Genomic DNA, 19,767 nt, shown 5'->3' with positions numbered 1-19,767 from the left:
ATTGCTAAATTACACTGAATTAGAAAATAAAAATGTTTTAGTAGTAGGCTTAGCAAAAAGTGGATATGAAGCGGCGAAACTTCTCCTTAAATTAGGTGCTAACGTTAAAGTCAATGATGGAAAGGATCTTTCACAGGATGCACATGCTAAAGATTTAGAATCTATGGGCATTGAGGTAATTAGCGGTAGTCATCCTTTTTCTTTATTAGATGATAATCCCATCATTGTGAAAAATCCAGGTATTCCATATACTGTATCAATTATTGAAGAAGCAGCAAAAAGAGGGCTTAAAATCTTAACAGAGGTTGAACTTAGCTATTTAATTTCTGAGGCACCAATCATAGCAGTTACTGGAACTAACGGTAAAACAACTGTCACTTCACTAATCGGTGATATGTTCCAAAAAAGCGTGTTAACTGGACGGCTTTCTGGAAATATTGGTTATGTAGCCTCAAACGTTGCACAAGAAGTTAAATCAGATGAGTATTTAATAACAGAATTATCATCTTTTCAATTATTAGGTATTGAGAAATATAAACCACATATCGCTATCATTACAAATATTTATTCTGCACATTTGGATTACCATGAAACGTTAGAGAACTATCAAAATGCTAAAAAGCAAATATATAAAAATCAAACTAAAGATGATTATCTTATTTGTAATTATCACCAAAGACACCTAATTGAATCAGAAAATCTAGAAGCAAAAACATTTTATTTTTCAACACAGCAAGAAGTTGATGGGATATACATTAAAGATGGTTTCATCGTTTTTAACGGCATTCGCATTATTAACACTAAAGACTTAGTACTACCGGGAGAACATAACCTGGAAAATATTTTAGCAGCTGTATTAGCATCGATCATTGCTGGTGTGCCAGTCAAAGCTATTGTAGATAGTCTTGTTACTTTTTCTGGTATTGATCATAGACTTCAGTATATTGGTACAAATCGCACAAATAAATATTATAATGATTCAAAAGCAACTAATACTTTAGCTACTCAATTTGCGCTTAACTCTTTTGATCAACCAATTATTTGGTTGTGTGGTGGATTAGATCGTGGTAATGAATTCGATGAACTTATTCCTTATATGGAAAATGTACGTGTGATGGTTGTTTTTGGAGAAACACAAGATAAATTTGCTAAATTGGGAAATAGTCAAGGTAAGTATGTGATTAAAGCAACAGACGTAGAGGATGCTGTTGATAAAATTCAAGATATAGTCGAGCCCAATGATGTTGTTTTATTATCACCAGCTTGTGCAAGTTGGGATCAGTATCATACATTTGAAGAACGTGGTGAGAAGTTTATCGATAGATTCCGAGCGCACTTGCCATCATACTAAGGAGTGTGAATGCTCATGGAAGAGAATAAAAATCAACCTAATAATGAGAATATGTCGAATAAAGACGATAATACAATCCATTTGAATGATAGTCAAAGTAATGAAGACTTAGAGCTTTTTAGACGGAATAAAAACGCTCGCCAACGCAGAAGACGTCGCATAGATAACCAAAGTAAAGAAAAAGATGCTACGTCTACACAATCACAGTTAGAAACTAAACCAATGGATAAATTTATTGATAATCACAAGTCGCATAATCAAGATAAAGAAATAAAAAGTGATTTAATTGAGGATAATGTTAATGATGAAGATGACAATCAAAAATATAATAATGATAAATTAAATGATCGTAGTGTTCAACAAACAAGCGAAACGCGTCAAAGTAATGAAGACGAAGAGGAATTTCTAACTGATCATCAGAGCGAAAAACAAACTAAAGACTCTCGTCATTCTAAAAAACATAAATTACTAAGTAAATTTACTTCTAAAAAAGAAAAGGAAACATTTACATCGTTCAATAGTAATGAGAAGGTAACTCAAATTAAACCGCTTAGTTTAGAAGAAAAAAGAGCCATAAGACGTAAAAAGCAAAAAAGAATCCAATATACAATTATCACACTACTCATTCTTATCATTGTTCTCATTTTACTCTATATGTTTACACCACTAAGTAAAATATCAAATGTAAATATTAAAGGTAATAACAACGTAAGTACGAGTAAAATAAAGAAAGAACTTAACGTTACTTCACGTTCACGAATGTATACTTTTAGTAAAAATAAAGCGATTAGGAACTTAAAACAGAATCCTTTAATCAAAGAAGTTGATATTCATAAACAATTACCAAACACGTTAACTGTTAACGTGACTGAGTACCAAATTGTTGGTTTAGAAAAAAATAAAGATAAATATGTGCCAATTATAGAAGATGGTAAAGAATTAACAGAATACAAAGATGAAGTTTCACATGATGGACCTATCATTGATGGGTTCAAAGGAGACAAAAAAACACGAATTATAAAAGCTTTATCTGAAATGTCACCTAAAGTGAGAAACTTAATAGCAGAGGTGAGTTACGCACCAACTAAAAATAAACAAAGTCGCATAAAGATTTTTACCAAAGATAATATGCAAGTCATTGGTGACATTACAACGATTGCAGACAAAATGCAATATTATCCTCAAATGTCACAATCATTAAGCAGAGATGATTCTGGCGAACTTAAGACAAATGGGTATATTGATTTATCGGTTGGAGCGTCATTTATTCCTTATCAAGGTTCATCAACTGTTCAATCGGGTACTGAACAAAATGTAACCAAGTCAACACAAGAAGAAAATGATGCAAAAGAAGAACTTCAAAATGTGTTGAATAAAATTAATAAACAATCTAAAGAAAATAATTAAAAAATTTCGATAATAGTATGTGTTTATAGTTCACAAGCTATTCAACGTATTGTACACTAAACATAGTGTACTTAAATAGTATAATTTGTCAGGAGGTGCCTATCTATGGAGGAACATTACTATGTGAGCATAGATATAGGTTCATCAAGCGTAAAAACAATAGTAGGCGAAAAATTTCACAACGGAATTAATGTGATAGGTACAGGGCAAACCTACACAAGTGGTATCAAGAATGGTTTAATTGATGATTTTGATATTGCAAGACAAGCAATTAAAGATACAATTAAGAAGGCTTCAATTGCCTCTGGTGTAGATATAAAAGATGTATTTTTAAAACTACCTATCATCGGTACCGAAGTATATGATGAATCAAATGAAATTGAATTTTACGAGGATACTGAAATTGATGGCACGCATATTGAATCAGTTTTAGAAGGTATCCGGGATAAAAATGATGTACCTGAAACTGAAGTGATAAATGTATTCCCAATTCGTTTTGTAGTTGACAAAGACAATGAAGTTTCAGATCCAAAAGAATTAATTGCAAGACATTCATTAAAAGTAGATGCAGGTGTCATCGCAATCCAAAAATCTATTTTAATCAATATGATTAAATGTGTTGAGGCATGTGGTGTTGACGTGTTAGATGTTTATTCTGATGCGTATAATTATGGTTCTATTCTTACACCAACGGAGAAAGAATTAGGCGCTTGTGTCATTGATATCGGTGAAGATTTAACGCAAGTTGCTTTCTATGAACGAGGAGAACTTGTAGATGCTGAATCTATAGAAATGGCCGGTCGAGACATTACGGATGATATTGCTCAAGGACTAAATACTACATATGACACAGCTGAAAAGGTAAAACATCAATATGGTCATGCATTTTATGACTCTGCTTCAGATCAAGATGTCTTTTCAGTAGATCAAGTTGATTCAGATGAACATGTTCAATATACTCAAAAAGATTTAAGTGACTTTATTGAACAAAGAGTCGAAGATATATTCTTTGAAGTCTTTGATGTTTTACAAGAACTAGGACTTACAAAAGTAAACGGAGGATTTGTAGTTACTGGCGGATCTGCAAATTTACTAGGTGTAAAAGAATTACTACAAGATATGGTTAGTGAAAAAGTGAGAATTCATACACCGTCACAAATGGGTATCAGAAAACCGGAATTTTCTTCTGCTATTTCTACAATTTCTAGTAGTATCGCTTTTGACGAGTTATTAGATTATGTTACAATTAGTTATCAAGATAATGAAGAATTTGAAGAAGAAGTTATCGAATCTGATAAAGATAGTGAAACAAAATCAAGCGGTTTTGATTGGTTTAAGCGTAAATCAAACAAAAAAGAAAATGACGAGGTAGCACCAGAAGCGCCTCGTGAAGAGTCTTATGAAGACCGTGAAAATCATCTAGAAGATGAACAACAAACAGAAGGCAAAGCCAAAGAAGAAAGTAAGTTTAAAAAATTAATGAAATCTCTATTTGAATGATTATTGGCCATAAAGACTAGGAGGAAAATTAAATGTTAGAATTTGAACAAGGATTTAATCATTTAGCCACATTGAAAGTCATCGGTGTAGGTGGCGGCGGAAATAATGCCGTTAACCGTATGATTGACCATGGTATGAATAATGTGGAATTTATTGCTATCAACACTGATGGACAAGCTTTAAACTTATCAAAAGCTGAATCAAAAATTCAAATTGGTGAAAAATTAACACGTGGATTAGGTGCTGGTGCTAATCCTGAAATTGGGAAGAAAGCAGCAGAAGAATCAAGAGAACAAATTGAAGATGCTATCCAAGGTGCTGATATGGTATTCGTAACTGCTGGTATGGGTGGCGGTACTGGAACAGGTGCTGCGCCGGTTGTTGCTAAAATTGCAAAAGAAATGGGTGCTTTAACTGTAGGTGTTGTTACGCGTCCATTCGGTTTCGAAGGTCGTAAGCGCCAAACACAAGCGGCAGCTGGTGTAGAATCTATGAAAGCAGCAGTGGATACATTAATTGTTATTCCAAATGATCGCTTATTAGATATCGTTGACAAATCTACGCCGATGATGGAAGCATTTAAAGAAGCGGATAATGTATTACGTCAAGGTGTACAAGGTATTTCAGATTTAATTGCAGTATCAGGTGAAGTGAACTTAGACTTTGCAGACGTTAAAACAATTATGTCTAATCAAGGTTCTGCGTTAATGGGTATCGGTGTGTCATCTGGTGAAAACAGAGCAGTCGAAGCCGCTAAAAAAGCAATTTCTTCTCCATTATTAGAAACATCAATTGTAGGTGCTCAAGGTGTACTTATGAACATTACAGGTGGAGAATCACTGTCTTTATTTGAAGCGCAAGAAGCAGCTGATATTGTTCAAGATGCTGCAGATGAAGATGTGAATATGATTTTCGGTACAGTTATTAACCCAGAGCTCCAAGATGAAATTGTAGTTACTGTTATCGCAACTGGTTTTGAAGATAAACCTTCTTCACAAGGTCGTAAAGCTACAAGTACTGGTTTTGGTTCAAGTGTAAATAGTAGTTCTAATCATCAATCTGGTGCTAGTGCTAAAGAAGATTCATTCTCTGCACACACTTCTCATTCACAATCAAGTGAAAGTGTAAGTGAAAGAAGCCACACTACTAAAGATGATGATATTCCTAGCTTTATTAGAAATAGAGAAGAAAGACGTTCTAGAAGAACTAGACGCTAATCGTCAGTATATATAATCACTGTATTTTAAATAGCCTGAGACATTTTATAGTCTCAGGCATTTTTTTCGTGTTGGAGTATCTAACTAACCTGAAAACCTATTTAAATCAATGTTTAACTAAATTTTTCTGTTTTGAAGGATAAGACAACACTTTATATAAATTTTTGCTGCTAATTCTCAAAATAACATTCATATATCGATAGAACTATTAATATAAATAATTAATGTATTTATTATCTTATGTGCATCATTTAGGTAACCATTGCAAGTTAGTAATTGATACAAGTTTAAATAAATTTAAGTATGATATATAATTGTTTTATAATTGGTTACTTAATACTTAGATTATTTGTAGAACATTTCGATTTGAAATTAAGTGTACAGTGGAATGTATATATAGGGGTGGTGAAATATTTTGAAAGAGAGATTTATTAAGAAAACTCATTATTTAGACTATCAATTTGATGAGCATACTGATATTAAGTTAGGTTTCACTACTCGAGAAAATGGTTTAAGTCCTTATCCTAATCATAGTTTTAATATGGCGAGATATATCAGCGACAGTGCACATCATATTACACATCATCAAGATATCTTAGCGAATCTTATTGGTTATCCAAGAGATGAATGGGTTTTTCCTATACAAACACATGATAATCGCATCGTTGAAGTTACAAGTGAACATAAAGGAACAAATATTGATAAACTAACTGATGATTTACATGGCATAGATGGAATGTATACTTTCGATTCTCACATTCTCCTTACTATGTGTTATGCGGATTGTGTACCGGTATATTTTTATAGTGAATCACATGGCTATATTGGATTAGCACATGCAGGTTGGCGAGGAACATATGGTCAAATAGTAAAAGAAATGCTAAAAAAAGTGGATTTTGATTATGAAGACTTAAAGATTGTAATCGGTCCAGCAACTTCAAATTCTTATGAAATCAATGATGATATAAAAAATAAATTTGAGGAATTAACCATTGATTCAACTTTATATATTGAGAGCAGAGGCAAAAATAAACATGGTATTGATTTAAAAAAGGCTAACGCACTTCTTCTAGAAGAAGCTGGAGTTCCATCAAAAAACATATACATTACCGAATATTCAACTTCAGAAAACTTAGATTTATTCTTTTCATATCGTGTTGAAAAAGGACAGACGGGACGTATGTTAGCATTTATTGGACGAAAGTAAAGTGTATAAAGTAGGTGAATAATTTATGGATGTTAAAGAGAATCTTGCTAAGATTGAAACGGAAATTGATGCAAGCGTTAAAAAAAGTGCCCATTCAGCACAACCTCACGTGATTGCAGTAACAAAATATGTTACAATAGAGCGAGCTAGAGAAGCATATAAAGCAGGAATAAGACATTTCGGTGAAAATCGATTAGATGGATTCAAAGAGAAGAAAGAATCTCTACCAAGCGATATTAAATTACATTTCATTGGTTCTTTACAATCAAGGAAAGTTAAAGATATTATAAATGAAGTCGATTATTTTCATGCTTTAGATCGTTTGAGTCTAGCTAAGGAGATTAATAAAAGAGCAAATCATGTTATAAAATGTTTCTTACAAGTAAATGTTTCTGGAGAAAAATCTAAACATGGCATAGCTCTTGAAGAAGTGAATCAATTTATAAATCAAATCAAAGAATACGAAAATATCCAAATTATTGGATTAATGACGATGGCACCATTGACTGATGATCTATCGTACATAAAAAATTTATTTAAAGAGTTAAGACATAAAAGAAATGAAATACAACAATTCAATTTAGCACATGCGCCTTGTACAGAATTATCTATGGGAATGAGTAATGATTATCAAATGGCAGTCGAAGAAGGTGCAACCTTTGTCAGAATTGGGACTAAACTTGTAGGAGAATAGGAGTGAGCCCCCCTTGGCTTTAAAGGATTTATTTAATAATTTTTTTGTAGTTGAAGAAGAAGAGGAAGTTGAAGGACCTGAAGAGCGAGAATCTTCTAGATCACGTGAACGTGTTCAAGAGCGCGAAGATTACAATCGTAATGAGAATCAAGCGACACCACAAACTTTTAACAATAAGCAACAAGCGATTAAATCTGTACCTCAAAAGAACACTTTGAGATCGAATACAACTTCTGAAGAAAGGAATTATCGTATGAATAATAATTCAAAAAATAATTCTAGAAACGTTGTAACAATGAATCAAGCATCACAATCATATACTGCTCAGGAAAGTTCAAAAATGTGTCTGTTTGAACCACGTGTCTTTTCAGATACTCAAGATATTGCCGACGAATTAAAAAATAGACGTGCAACTTTAGTAAATTTACAACGCATTGATCAAGTATCAGCAAAGCGTATTATTGATTTTTTAAGTGGTACGGTATACGCAATTGGTGGAGATATTCAGCGCGTGGGTACTGATATTTTCTTATGCACACCTGATAATGTTGAAGTAGCCGGCAGTATAACTGATCACATCGAGAATATGGAGCAACATTACGAATAAGGAGTTCAGCTATGGATATTGGTTTGCTAAGTACAATTTTCCGATTTATTATATTTTTAGTTCAAATATATTATTTTGGAATGATTATATATTTCTTTACTTCTTGGGTTCCGAGTATAAGAGAGTCTAAGTTTGGAGAATTTTTAGGAAAGTTATATGAACCTTTCTTAGAACCTTTCCGTAAAATTATTCCTCCTATTGGCTTTATAGACATTTCTTCTATCGCGGCAATCTTCGTTCTAGTTTTATTCCAAAGTGGTTTAGTAAAAATATTTAATTTAATTCTTGCATATTTATCTTAAAATATGACACGCACTAACTTTATATTATTCAACATAACGAGGCAAAGTAGCTAGACTTTGACCTCGTTTTATCATATAACTTATTGTTGACAGTATTATAGTCGTAGTGTTTTTAAAAATTTTTCAACATAAAAGGAGTAGATAACCATCGATATATATCAGCATTTTAGAAAGGAAGAACAAGATGCTATCGATCAATTCATCGATAAATGTAAGCAGGCTGATGCTAATTATGCTCCGGTTCTAACCCATTTCTTGGACCCGCGAGGCCAATATATACTTGAGGTCATTACGCGTAGTTATCAAGATTTACATGTCACATTTTTTGGTGGACCACATGCAGAAAGGAAACGTGCAATCATCGCACCATTATATTTTAAGCCACAGCCTGAGGACTTTGAACTGACTTTATTTGAACTTCAATATCCTAAGAAATTTGTAACAATACAACATCAGCACGTTCTTGGAACACTCATGTCACTGGGAATACAAAGAGATCAACTCGGTGATATTATAGTTGGAGAAGATATACAGTTTGTTTTGACAAAACAATTAGAATCATATATTATATCTGAACTAACGCGTATTAAGGGAGCCACAGTTAAACTTAATTCTATTCCTACTGAAGATATGATACAATCAGAAGAGAATTGGAAAGTTCATAGTACAACTGTGAGCGCTTTGAGATTAGATGTAGTTTTGAAAGAGATAATTCATAAATCTCGAAATATTGCACAACAATTAATTATAAAAAAAAGAGTCAAAGTTAACCATACTGTAATAGATTCTACAGATTTTCAATTAGAGCAGAATGATTTATTGTCAATTCAAGGTTATGGTAGAGCTCAAATTGTTGAAATAGGTGGAAAAACGAAAAAGAACAAGTTACACATTCATTATCAAACACTATTTAAATAGCTATTAATCAAGGAGGATTATCATGCCTTTTACACCAAGTGAGATTAAGAATAAAGAATTTACACGAGTAAAAAATGGTTTAGAACCTACAGAAGTTGCAAATTACTTAGAGCAACTAAGTAATGAAATCGAACGTTTAAAAGAAGATAAAAAGCAACTTGAAAAAGTCATTGAAGATAGAGATTCCAATATTAAATCATATAAAGATGTTCACCAATCAGTAAGTGATGCACTTATTCAAGCACAAAAAGTAGGAGAAGAGACAAAACAAGCAGCAACTAAAGAAGCTGAAGCCGTTTTATCAAAAGCACAAGTACAAGCTGACAGTATTGTGAATGATGCAATTGAAAAAGCACGTCGTCTAGCTTTCCAAACTGAAGACATGAAACGACAATCTAAAGTTTTCCGCTCTCGTTTTCGTATGCTTGTTGAAGCACAACTTGACTTACTCAAAAGTGAAGATTGGGATTACTTACTCAATTATGATTTAGACGCCGAGCAAGTGACATTAGAAGATATTCATCATCTTAATGAAAATGATTTGACACCTGAAGAACGTGCAATGAAACAAAAGCAAAATCAAGAATTATCGGCTAATCAACCTTTTACATCAAGTTCAGAATCTGTGAGTCAATCAAATACAAATAGCGAATCATCACAATCAACATCAAATAATTAAAAACGAATCACAAATTAACCATTTGATGTAAAAATAAAGAAGAAATTTCATTGTTTATTAAAAATGCATTTTCTAAATAACAATTTATTGATATGATATAAAGACAGACGCGTAAGAAACAGTGAACATAGTACAGCGAGCTAGGAATGGTGTGAGCCTAGCATATTGTTTGTTTCTTATATCACTGGCTTTTCAATTTTATAAATATTCTTAAGAGAACTCTAAGTTGAGTTAAGTAGGGTGGTACCGCGGATTAACCGTCCCTTTTAATTGAACTTAGAGTTCTTTTTTATCATTACAAGGAGTGAATATAATGAATTACAAAGATACCCTATTAATGCCGAAAACTGATTTTCCTATGAGAGGTGGCTTACCAAATAAAGAACCTCAAATTCAAGAAATGTGGGATAATGATGACCAATATCGCAAAGCGTTAGAAAAAAATAAAAATAATCCATCATTCATTTTGCATGACGGACCACCATATGCTAATGGTAATTTACATATGGGACATGCATTAAATAAAATCATAAAGGATTTTATTGTTCGTTATAAAACAATGCAAGGTTTTTATGCACCGTATGTGCCGGGTTGGGATACTCATGGTTTACCAATTGAACAGGCTTTAACTAAAAAAGGCGTTGATCGCAAAAAAATGTCAGTTGCAGAATTTAGAGAGAAATGTAAAGAATTTGCATTAAAACAAATCGACATTCAAAAGAAAGATTTTAAGCGCCTTGGTGTACGTGGTGATTTTAATAATCCTTACATTACATTAACACCTGAATATGAAGCCGCACAAATAAGATTATTTGGAGAAATGGCAGATAAAGGTTTGATTTATAAAGGAAAAAAACCTGTGTATTGGTCACCTTCAAGTGAATCATCACTTGCAGAAGCTGAGATAGAATATCATGACAAACGTTCTGCATCAATTTACGTTGCTTTTGACGTAAAAGACAGTAAAGGTAAAGTTGATTCTGATGCACAATTTATTATTTGGACAACTACACCATGGACAATTCCATCAAATGTCGCAATTACAGTTCATCCAGAGCTAAAATATGGTCAGTATAATGTTGATGGACATAAATACATTGTTGCCCAAGCATTATCAGAAGAAGTCGCAGAAGCATTAGGTTGGGATAAAGATTCTATACAATTAGAGAAAGAATTCACAGGTAAAGAATTGGAATTTGTAGAGGCACAACATCCATTCCTAGATCGTGTATCGTTAGTAATTAATGGTGAACATGTTACGACAGACGCTGGTACGGGATGTGTCCATACAGCTCCCGGTCACGGGGAAGATGACTATATTGTAGGTCAAAAATATGATTTACCAGTAATTAGTCCTTTAAATGATAAAGGTGTATTCACTGAAGAAGGTGGACCATTTGAAGGAATGTTCTACGACAAAGCAAACAAAGCCGTAACCGATCTTTTAAAAGAAAAAGACGCACTACTTAAACTTGACTTTATTACACATAGTTATCCTCATGATTGGCGTACGAAAAAACCTGTTATCTTTAGAGCTACACCACAATGGTTTGCTTCCATTAATAAAGTAAGACAGGATATTCTTGATGCAATTGAAGACACGAACTTTAAAGTAGACTGGGGTAAAACACGAATTTACAATATGATTCGTGATCGTGGCGAATGGGTAATTTCTCGTCAACGTGTATGGGGTGTTCCTTTACCGGTATTTTATGCTGAAAATGGCGATATCATTATGACTAAAGAGACAGTAAATCACGTTGCAGATTTATTTGAAAAACACGGTTCAAATATTTGGTTTGAAAAAGAAGCTAAAGAATTACTTCCTGAAGGATTTAGTCATCCTGGAAGCCCTAACGGTGAATTTACTAAAGAAACTGATATTATGGATGTTTGGTTTGATTCTGGTTCATCACACCGTGGTGTATTAGAAACGAGACCTGAACTTTCATTCCCAGCAGACCTTTATTTTGAGGGTAGTGATCAGTACCGCGGTTGGTTTAACTCTTCAATTACAACTGCTGTAGCTACACGTGGTCAAGCACCATATAAATTCTTGTTATCACATGGCTTCGTCATGGACGGTGAAGGTAAGAAGATGAGTAAGTCATTAGGTAACGTTATAGTTCCTGATCAAGTTGTTAAACAAAAAGGCGCTGATATTGCACGTTTATGGGTAAGCAGTACTGATTACCTTTCTGATGTGCGTATTTCCGATGAAATTCTTAAACAAACGTCTGATGTATATCGTAAAATTCGAAACACTTTAAGATTTATGTTAGGTAATATTAACGATTTCAATCCTGAAACGGATAGTATTGCTGAAACAAATCTACTTGAAGTAGATCGCTATTTACTAAATCGTTTACGTGAATTCACTGCGAGTACGATTAATAACTATGAGAATTTTGATTATTTGAATATTTATCAAGAAGTTCAAAACTTTATCAATGTTGAACTAAGTAACTTCTATTTAGATTACGGTAAAGATATACTTTATATTGAGAAAAAAGATTCTCATAAACGCCGTAGCATGCAAACCGTTTTATATCAAATACTTGTTGACATGACTAAATTACTAGCACCAATTTTAGTGCATACAGCTGAAGAGGTTTGGTCTCATACACCTCATGTAAAAGAAGAAAGTGTACACCTTTCAGATATGCCTAAAGTTGTTGATGTAGACGAAGAATTGTTAGAAAAATGGAATACATTTATGAATTTACGTGATGATGTTAATCGTGCATTAGAACAAGCACGTAATGAAAAAGTAATTGGTAAGTCATTAGAAGCTAAAGTGGTTATTGGAAGCAATGAATCATTTAATACAGCGGAATTTTTACAACAATTTAATGACTTACAACAATTATTCATCGTTTCACAAGTTGAAGTTAAAGATAAAGTGAATGATGGTGTATCATATCAATATGGAGATATCCATATTAAACATGCTGAAGGCGAAAAATGTGAAAGATGCTGGAACTATACAGAAGAATTAGGTTCAGTAGGTGAACTTGAACATTTATGCCCTCGATGTCAAGAAGTAGTAAAAACTTTGGTATAATAAAACGTATTTACAAGTGAGCGTGTATTTCAAGAAAATAAATTTTAAATGATTGTTTAAATACTATAAGAAAGCCCAAAATGAAATTCATTTTGGGCTTATTTTATAGTTATTATTGTGAAGTTATAAGATTTCAAATAAAGAAATTTCACTAGCTTTTTAAAGGTAAGTTGATAAAGCAGACTTTTCTATTTAATGTTTGATTTTAATGAACTTGAACAAGTTTCGTAAATTCACATTCATTACATCTTTTGTCATAGAATATTTTTCTCATTATAAGCACAGTGATTGTATTGAATCTTCAGGCATAAAATGATAACAATATTAATAAGGTATAAATCAATCATTTGAGTTCAATTTAATTTTTAGTCATAATATATAAAATACAAAGTGTTGGATAGTGTAGTAATTGTTCACATTACTGATTGAACTCATTAGGCTTTAATAATAAAAGTATCAATATAATAATTTTATCTAAATGTATTAAATTTTTGTATAGATACAATTCATAATCAAACGTCTTGGACAAAAATATTTAATTTTTAATAAAACACAGGCATATGTTTTTTTAATAAACATTGTTGCTAAATTTAGATAGCATTTAGATTGTCAATTCTCTTTATTATGTGAATGATAAACAAAGAGAAATGTTAAGAGAAGAAACACATACATATTTTTTATTACTGCGCTTAAAAGATAAACATACACTTTCAACAAAGTAATCATTTAATTATTTAAAAGAAAAGTAATCATTGAAAGGAAAATAAGATGTTTCATAACAAAAATGCAAATTTTGTAAATGGTGTAACTATCAATATTAAAGATAAAGAAACTATTAAAACATTTTATGAGAATGTTTTAGGATTTAATCTTATCAATGAATCTAAAACTGCTGTACAATTTGAAGTTGGCGATTCAAATCAATTTATTACTTTTATTGAAATACAGAATGGACGAGAACCGTTAATGTCTGAAGCAGGTCTTTTCCATATTGGTATATTGTTGCCTACATTGACTACATTAGCTGATTTACTCGTACATTTAAGTGATTTTGAAGTACCAGTGAACGGTGGACAACAAAGTGTTGCAACATGTTTATTTATTGAGGATCCAGAGGGCAATGCCATAAAGTTTTATGTCGATCGTGAGACAGAATCATGGATTGATGAGAAAGAAGGCAGAATTAGAATGGATATTGCGCCAATTAATGTACCTCGATTATTGCAAAACGTCTCTCATACTCAATGGCAAGGCATACCAGATGAAACTAAATTAGGTTCATTGCATATTAAGTCCATTCGAATTTCTGATGTTAAATCATATTATTTACATTATTTTGGGTTAGAAGAATCAGCATATATGGACGATTATTCTCTATTTTTATCTTCAAACGATTATTATAATCATTTGGCTGTTAATCAATGGTTATCTGCGACAAAACGAGTAGATAATGAACATACCTATGGTTTAGCTATGATAGATTTTCACTATCCAAAAACAACACATAAAAATCTTAAAGGACCTGATGGTATTTATTTTAGATTTAATAGAATAAAAGAAGTGTGATGATATGAAAAAAGCAATCATAGTAATGGTTTTTGTTAGTGTTATCTTGACAATAGCAGCCGTCATTGACGAGTTTATGATTCAAGATATGAAGCGTGTTCAAAGTCGTTTTACGTCACATCATCCTATGCAAATCAATACATATAAAAAGGGTCAGTGTACATATTATGTCTTTGAACGTGTTAAAAATGATGGAAATAAGATAAACAATACTTGGAGCGACGCCAAGCATTGGGATAAAAAAGCAATTGATGATGGATACATTGTTGACCGTAACCCTAAAAAAGGATCAATATTACAATCTTCTAAAGGGAAATACGGTCATGTTGCATATATAGAAACAATAAATGAAGATGGTTCTATACAAGTTTCAGAAATGAACTATACACAACCTTATGAAATCACAAAACGTACAATTCATACCTATGAAATTAAAAATTATTATTATATTCATCCTCAAAATATAAAAACATAATAGACAAGATAGCTTTTTCAAAATTACGTTCTAGGATATAATGTTAAGTGTTGCTTTAGATGACATTAAAAAGAATGGAGGCACTTCTTTGAAAAAGAAATACTATATTAGCATCTCTTTACTTATGACATTCATTGTACTAGTTTTCGATCAAGTTTCTAAATGGCTTATTACAATCTCAATGAAGGTTGGAGATTCATATGAAATTATCCCTAACTTTTTAAATATTACATCCCATAGAAACAACGGTGCAGCATGGGGGATTTTGAGTGGTAAAATGCTATTTTTCTATATTATTACTATCATTATTTTAATCGTTTTAGTTATTTTTTATATTAAAGAAGCACAATTTAATTTATTTATGCAGGTTGCAATAAGCCTATTATTCGCTGGAGCCTTAGGAAATTTTATTGACCGCGTATTACATGGTGAAGTTGTGGATTTTATTGATACGAATATATTCGGTTACGATTTTCCTATCTTTAATATTGCGGATTCAAGCTTAACAATTGGGGTTATATTCGTAATCATCACACTCATTAAAGATGCAATCATAAATAAGAAGGAGGTCTAGTTATGGGAAATTATAATTTTAATATTATTGAACAATCACAAGTTGGACAACGTATAGATAAACTTGTTTCAGATTTAAATAAAGATTGGTCACGTAGTCAACTTCAAGATTGGATTAAAGAAGGTTTAGTCAAGGTAAATGGTAAAGTAATCAAATCGAACTATAAGGTCAAGTTAAATGACAAAATTGTTGTAACCGAGAAAGAAGTCGTAGAGGCAGATATCAAACCTGAAAACTTAAATTTAGATATTTATTATGAAGACGAAGATGTTGCTATTGTATATAAGCCAAAAGGTATGGTTGTACATCCATCTCCAGGCCATTATAGCGGGACATTAGTAAATGGATTAATGTATCAAATTAAAGATTTATCAGGAATTAATGGCGAAATACGTCCTGGCATAGTTCATAGAATAGATAAAGATACGTCTGGTTTATTAATGGTTGCTAAAAATGATGTTGCCCATCGTCATTTAGTTGAACAACTTATGTCTAAAACTGTTAAACGAAAATACACGGCGTTAGTTCATGGTAATATACCTCATGATTATGGCACAATTGACGCGCCAATTGGTCGAAATAAAAACGATAGACAAGCTATGGCTGTGGTTGATGACGGTAAAGAAGCTGTGACACACTTTAATGTATTAGAGCATTTTAAAGATTATACATTGATAGAATGTCAATTAGAAACAGGGCGTACACATCAAATTCGTGTACATATGAAATATATTGGTTATCCTCTTGTAGGGGATCCGAAGTATGGACCTAAAAAAACGTTAGATATCGGTGGACAAGCTTTACATGCTGGTATCATTGGTTTCGAACATCCTGTAACACATAAATACATTGAGAAGCATGCAACATTACCTAACGATTTTGAAAAATTACTAGATGATATAAGACGTAGAGATGCTTAAACGAATGTGACATCGTTTTTTATTATAAATACTAACTTTGCCATTGACTTATACTATTAAAAGATTTAAACTTATAACAGTATAAATATAAAAACGTCATCTTTAATTGAGGGTCCAGAGAGGCTCCGAAGATATGAATAATTAGGATAATAATATTTTGATGATTAAGTTACTAATACTTTTGCTGTGTTTATAACTTAAGAATGTGAATATGATAGGGAATATTGCTTATTCTCTTTAACTTTTTGTCTCATATCTTTATTAAAGATATGAGTTTTTTTATATTAAAAGAGGTGAAACAATGTCTGAACGAATTATTTTAGATGATGCAGCGATACAACGTACAATTACACGAATTGCTCATGAAATTCTAGAATATAACAAGGGAACCAAAGATTTAGTTCTATTAGGCATTAAAACTAGGGGTGCTTTTTTAGCACATCGTATACAAGATAAAATAAATTCAATTGAACAACAATTAGTACCAACAGGTACTATCGATATTACACATTTTCGAGATGACGTTGATAAGGTAGTGCAACAAGCTGATCAACGCGCTTTTGATATTAATGTAGATATTAATAACAAAGTGGTTGTTATCATTGATGATGTTTTGTATACCGGACGTACAGTAAGAGCCTCATTAGATGCGATTTTATTACATACAAGACCTATTAAAATAGGGCTTGCAGCACTTGTGGATCGCGGTCATCGTGAACTCCCTATACGCGCAGATTTTGTAGGAAAAAATATACCTACTGCACGAGATGAATCTGTTTCAGTTTATTTAGAAGAAATTGACGACAGAAATGCAGTCGTCATTGAATAATTATCCTTTTAAAACAGTACGAGAGACTGAAAAAGGTGAAGTAATTCATATGGATAGATGAACATATGACTATAAAAAGATTATGTAAACTATAAATATCCAATGGAAGCTTCATTGATAAATGTGATGATAAAAGCTTAACTTAACATTACACTTAGATATATTTCATTTTAGTCTCTTTACACTCTACTGATTGTGAAGAGACTTTTTTTATGAAAGGAAATGAATCAACATGGAAAATGAGCAAATGTTTGAGCGTACCGTTCAGCCAGTTCTTGATGTAAAAGATAAACCAAAACCAGCACAATGGGCATTTCTAAGCCTTCAACATTTATTTGCAATGTTTGGATCAACTGTACTTGTACCATTTTTAACACATCTGCCTATATCAGCAGCTTTATTGGCATCAGGTATTGGTACACTTTTATACATATTAATCACAAAAGCAAAAATTCCTGCCTACCTAGGATCAAGTTTTGCCTTTATTACACCTATCATCACAGGGTTAAGTACACATAGTCTTGGAGATATGCTGGTTGCATTATTTATGAGTGGATTAATGTACGTGATTATAGGTATTTTCATTAAATTGAGTGGAACACATTGGTTAATGCACTTGTTACCACCAGTAGTTGTCGGACCAGTAATAATGGTTATTGGGTTAAGTTTAGCTCCTACAGCAGTAAACATGGCTATGTTTGAAAATTCTGCTGAGATGAAAGGGTATAACTTAAGTTACTTAATTGTTGCTTTGATTACATTAGCAGTAACCATCATCGTCCAAGGATTCTTCAAAGGGTTTTTATCACTTATACCTGTACTTATAGGTATTATAGTGGGATATATTGTATCTATTTTCATGGGCATAGTTAAATTTGCTCCAATAGCACAAGCGAAATGGATAGATTTTCCTCATATTTATCTACCATTTAAAGATTACACACCATCTTTTCATTTAGGACTCATTCTCGTGATGATACCCGTGGTGTTTGTGACGGTAAGTGAACATATTGGTCATCAAATGGTAATTAACAAAATAGTAGGACGAAATTTCTTTGAAAATCCAGGTTTAGATAAATCAATCATTGGTGATGGTGTTTCAACTATGTTTGCAAGTATGATAGGAGGGCCTCCTAGTACAACTTATGGTGAAAATATAGGTGTACTAGCGATTACCAAAATATACAGTATTTACGTAATTGGTGGTGCGGCAGTTATAGCTATTATTCTTGCATTTATTGGTAAGTTCACTGCTTTAATATCTTCAATACCTACGCCAGTGATGGGTGGTGTCTCAATTTTATTATTCGGTATTATAGCAGCTAGTGGTTTAAGAATGCTTGTTGAAAGTCAAGTAGATTTCTCAAGCAATCGCAACTTAGTTATAGCATCAGTTGTGCTTGTTGTCGGGATTGGTAATCTTCTTATCAATTTAAAAGGCATAGGTATCAATTTACAAATTGAAGGAATGGCATTATCAGCACTTTCAGGAATAATATTAAATTTAATTTTGCCAAAAGAGAAAAACCAAATAAATTAAGCTTTATTTCTATAGGAGGCGCTTTATGGAACACTTATTATCAATGGAGCATTTATCTAATTCAGAAATTTATGATTTAATTACTATTGCTTGCCAATTCAAATCTGGTGAGCGACCATTACCTCAATTTAACGGTCAATACGTATCAAACTTATTCTTCGAAAATTCAACGCGAACAAAGTGTAGCTTTGAGATGGCAGAACAAAAATTAGGATTAAAACTTATTAATTTTGAAACAAGTACATCATCTGTAAAAAAGGGTGAGTCACTTTATGACACATGTAAAACACTTGAAAGCATAGGTGTTGATTTACTTGTCATACGTCACTCCCAAAATTCTTATTACGAAGAACTGAATCAATTAAATATTCCAATTGCTAATGCAGGTGATGGAAGTGGACAACATCCTACTCAGAGTTTATTAGACATAATGACAATATATGAAGAATATGGTTCGTTTGAAGGATTGAATATTCTAATATGTGGTGACATTAAAAATTCTCGTGTCGCAAGAAGTAATTATCATAGTTTAACATCATTAGGTGCCAACGTAATGTTCTCAAGTCCAAAAGAATGGGTAGATAATACATTAGAGGCGCCTTATGTTGAAATTGATGAAGTCATTGATAAAGTAGATATTGTTATGTTGCTTAGAGTTCAACATGAAAGACATGGAATTTCAGGTGAAGCTAACTTTGCTGCTGAGGAATATCATCAACAATTTGGTTTAACACAGGCTAGATATGATAAATTAAAAGAGGAAGCCATTGTAATGCATCCAGCTCCTGTAAATAGAGGTGTTGAAATTAAAAGTGAGCTAGTTGAAGCACCTAAGTCTCGAATATTTAAGCAGATGGAAAATGGAATGTATTTAAGAATGGCAGTAATAAGTGCGCTTTTACAATAGAAAGGGGTTA

Annotated in this window: 18 protein-coding genes; all 18 read left to right on the top strand. The window is 32.3% G+C overall.

Annotated elements, in window-relative coordinates; translation table 11 throughout:
- Position 1: 1 nt before the first annotated feature.
- The 18 genes from murD to NST35_RS08020 all read left to right on the top strand — a co-directional run bounded on the left by murD (position 2) and on the right by NST35_RS08020 (position 19,757).
- Positions 2-1,351, top strand: coding sequence for a UDP-N-acetylmuramoyl-L-alanine--D-glutamate ligase (gene murD / locus NST35_RS08105; RefSeq protein ID WP_002486280.1), 1,350 nt, complete (start codon positions 2-4; stop codon positions 1,349-1,351).
- A gap of 15 nt (positions 1,352-1,366) precedes the next feature.
- Entirely contained in the window at positions 1,367-2,758 is a 1,392-nt protein-coding gene (locus NST35_RS08100) for a cell division protein FtsQ/DivIB (RefSeq protein WP_002486279.1), read from the top strand.
- Positions 2,759-2,863: 105 nt separating this feature from the next.
- Entirely contained in the window at positions 2,864-4,258 is a 1,395-nt protein-coding gene (gene ftsA / locus NST35_RS08095) for a cell division protein FtsA (protein WP_002446229.1), read from the top strand.
- Between the two features lie 32 nt (positions 4,259-4,290).
- Positions 4,291-5,475, top strand: a complete 1,185-nt coding sequence (ftsZ, locus tag NST35_RS08090) for a cell division protein FtsZ (RefSeq protein WP_002446230.1) — start codon at positions 4,291-4,293, stop codon at positions 5,473-5,475.
- A gap of 415 nt (positions 5,476-5,890) precedes the next feature.
- Entirely contained in the window at positions 5,891-6,682 is a 792-nt protein-coding gene (gene pgeF / locus NST35_RS08085) for a peptidoglycan editing factor PgeF (protein WP_002446231.1), read from the top strand.
- Between the two features lie 25 nt (positions 6,683-6,707).
- Positions 6,708-7,376, top strand: coding sequence for a YggS family pyridoxal phosphate-dependent enzyme (locus NST35_RS08080; protein WP_002486266.1), 669 nt, complete (start codon positions 6,708-6,710; stop codon positions 7,374-7,376).
- A 13-nt stretch (positions 7,377-7,389) separates the two neighbouring features.
- Positions 7,390-7,983 carry a cell division protein SepF gene (locus tag NST35_RS08075; protein WP_002446233.1) on the top strand — a complete coding sequence of 198 codons (594 nt, stop codon included), beginning with the start codon at positions 7,390-7,392 and terminating at the stop codon, positions 7,981-7,983.
- An 11-nt stretch (positions 7,984-7,994) separates the two neighbouring features.
- The gene (locus NST35_RS08070) at positions 7,995-8,285 is read left to right on the top strand and encodes a YggT family protein (RefSeq protein ID WP_001830086.1); all 291 of its coding nucleotides are present in this window, start codon (positions 7,995-7,997) and stop codon (positions 8,283-8,285) included.
- A gap of 141 nt (positions 8,286-8,426) precedes the next feature.
- The gene (locus tag NST35_RS08065) at positions 8,427-9,203 is read left to right on the top strand and encodes a YlmH family RNA-binding protein (protein WP_044555208.1); all 777 of its coding nucleotides are present in this window, start codon (positions 8,427-8,429) and stop codon (positions 9,201-9,203) included.
- 22 nt (positions 9,204-9,225) lie between these two features.
- Entirely contained in the window at positions 9,226-9,882 is a 657-nt protein-coding gene (locus NST35_RS08060; RefSeq protein WP_340747296.1) for a DivIVA domain-containing protein, read from the top strand.
- 313 nt (positions 9,883-10,195) lie between these two features.
- Positions 10,196-12,946, top strand: a complete 2,751-nt coding sequence (gene ileS, locus NST35_RS08055) for an isoleucine--tRNA ligase (RefSeq protein WP_002490488.1) — start codon at positions 10,196-10,198, stop codon at positions 12,944-12,946.
- 768 nt (positions 12,947-13,714) lie between these two features.
- On the top strand, positions 13,715-14,512 hold the full coding sequence (locus NST35_RS08050; protein ID WP_002446237.1) for a VOC family protein: 798 nt from the start codon (positions 13,715-13,717) through the stop codon (positions 14,510-14,512).
- Between the two features lie 4 nt (positions 14,513-14,516).
- Positions 14,517-14,987, top strand: a complete 471-nt coding sequence (locus NST35_RS08045; protein WP_340747295.1) for a CHAP domain-containing protein — start codon at positions 14,517-14,519, stop codon at positions 14,985-14,987.
- Between the two features lie 88 nt (positions 14,988-15,075).
- Positions 15,076-15,561 carry a signal peptidase II gene (lspA, locus tag NST35_RS08040; protein WP_002457401.1) on the top strand — a complete coding sequence of 162 codons (486 nt, stop codon included), beginning with the start codon at positions 15,076-15,078 and terminating at the stop codon, positions 15,559-15,561.
- Between the two features lie 2 nt (positions 15,562-15,563).
- Complete coding sequence (locus NST35_RS08035) at positions 15,564-16,481, top strand: RluA family pseudouridine synthase (RefSeq protein WP_002446240.1); 918 nt, start codon at positions 15,564-15,566, stop codon at positions 16,479-16,481.
- A 301-nt stretch (positions 16,482-16,782) separates the two neighbouring features.
- The gene (pyrR, locus tag NST35_RS08030; RefSeq protein ID WP_002446241.1) at positions 16,783-17,310 is read left to right on the top strand and encodes a bifunctional pyr operon transcriptional regulator/uracil phosphoribosyltransferase PyrR; all 528 of its coding nucleotides are present in this window, start codon (positions 16,783-16,785) and stop codon (positions 17,308-17,310) included.
- 232 nt (positions 17,311-17,542) lie between these two features.
- A complete protein-coding gene (locus tag NST35_RS08025; protein WP_002446242.1) occupies positions 17,543-18,850 on the top strand; it encodes a uracil-xanthine permease family protein in 1,308 nt (435 codons plus the stop codon).
- A gap of 25 nt (positions 18,851-18,875) precedes the next feature.
- Positions 18,876-19,757: an aspartate carbamoyltransferase catalytic subunit gene (locus NST35_RS08020; protein ID WP_002475924.1), complete on the top strand. Its 882-nt coding sequence runs from the start codon at positions 18,876-18,878 to the stop codon at positions 19,755-19,757.
- The last annotated feature ends 10 nt before the right edge of the window (positions 19,758-19,767 follow it).

The sequence above is a fragment of the Staphylococcus sp. FSL W8-0304 genome (genome assembly GCF_038006565.1).
Lineage (GTDB): Bacteria > Bacillota > Bacilli > Staphylococcales > Staphylococcaceae > Staphylococcus > Staphylococcus epidermidis.
This window is presented reverse-complemented; position numbering and strand designations above follow the sequence as displayed.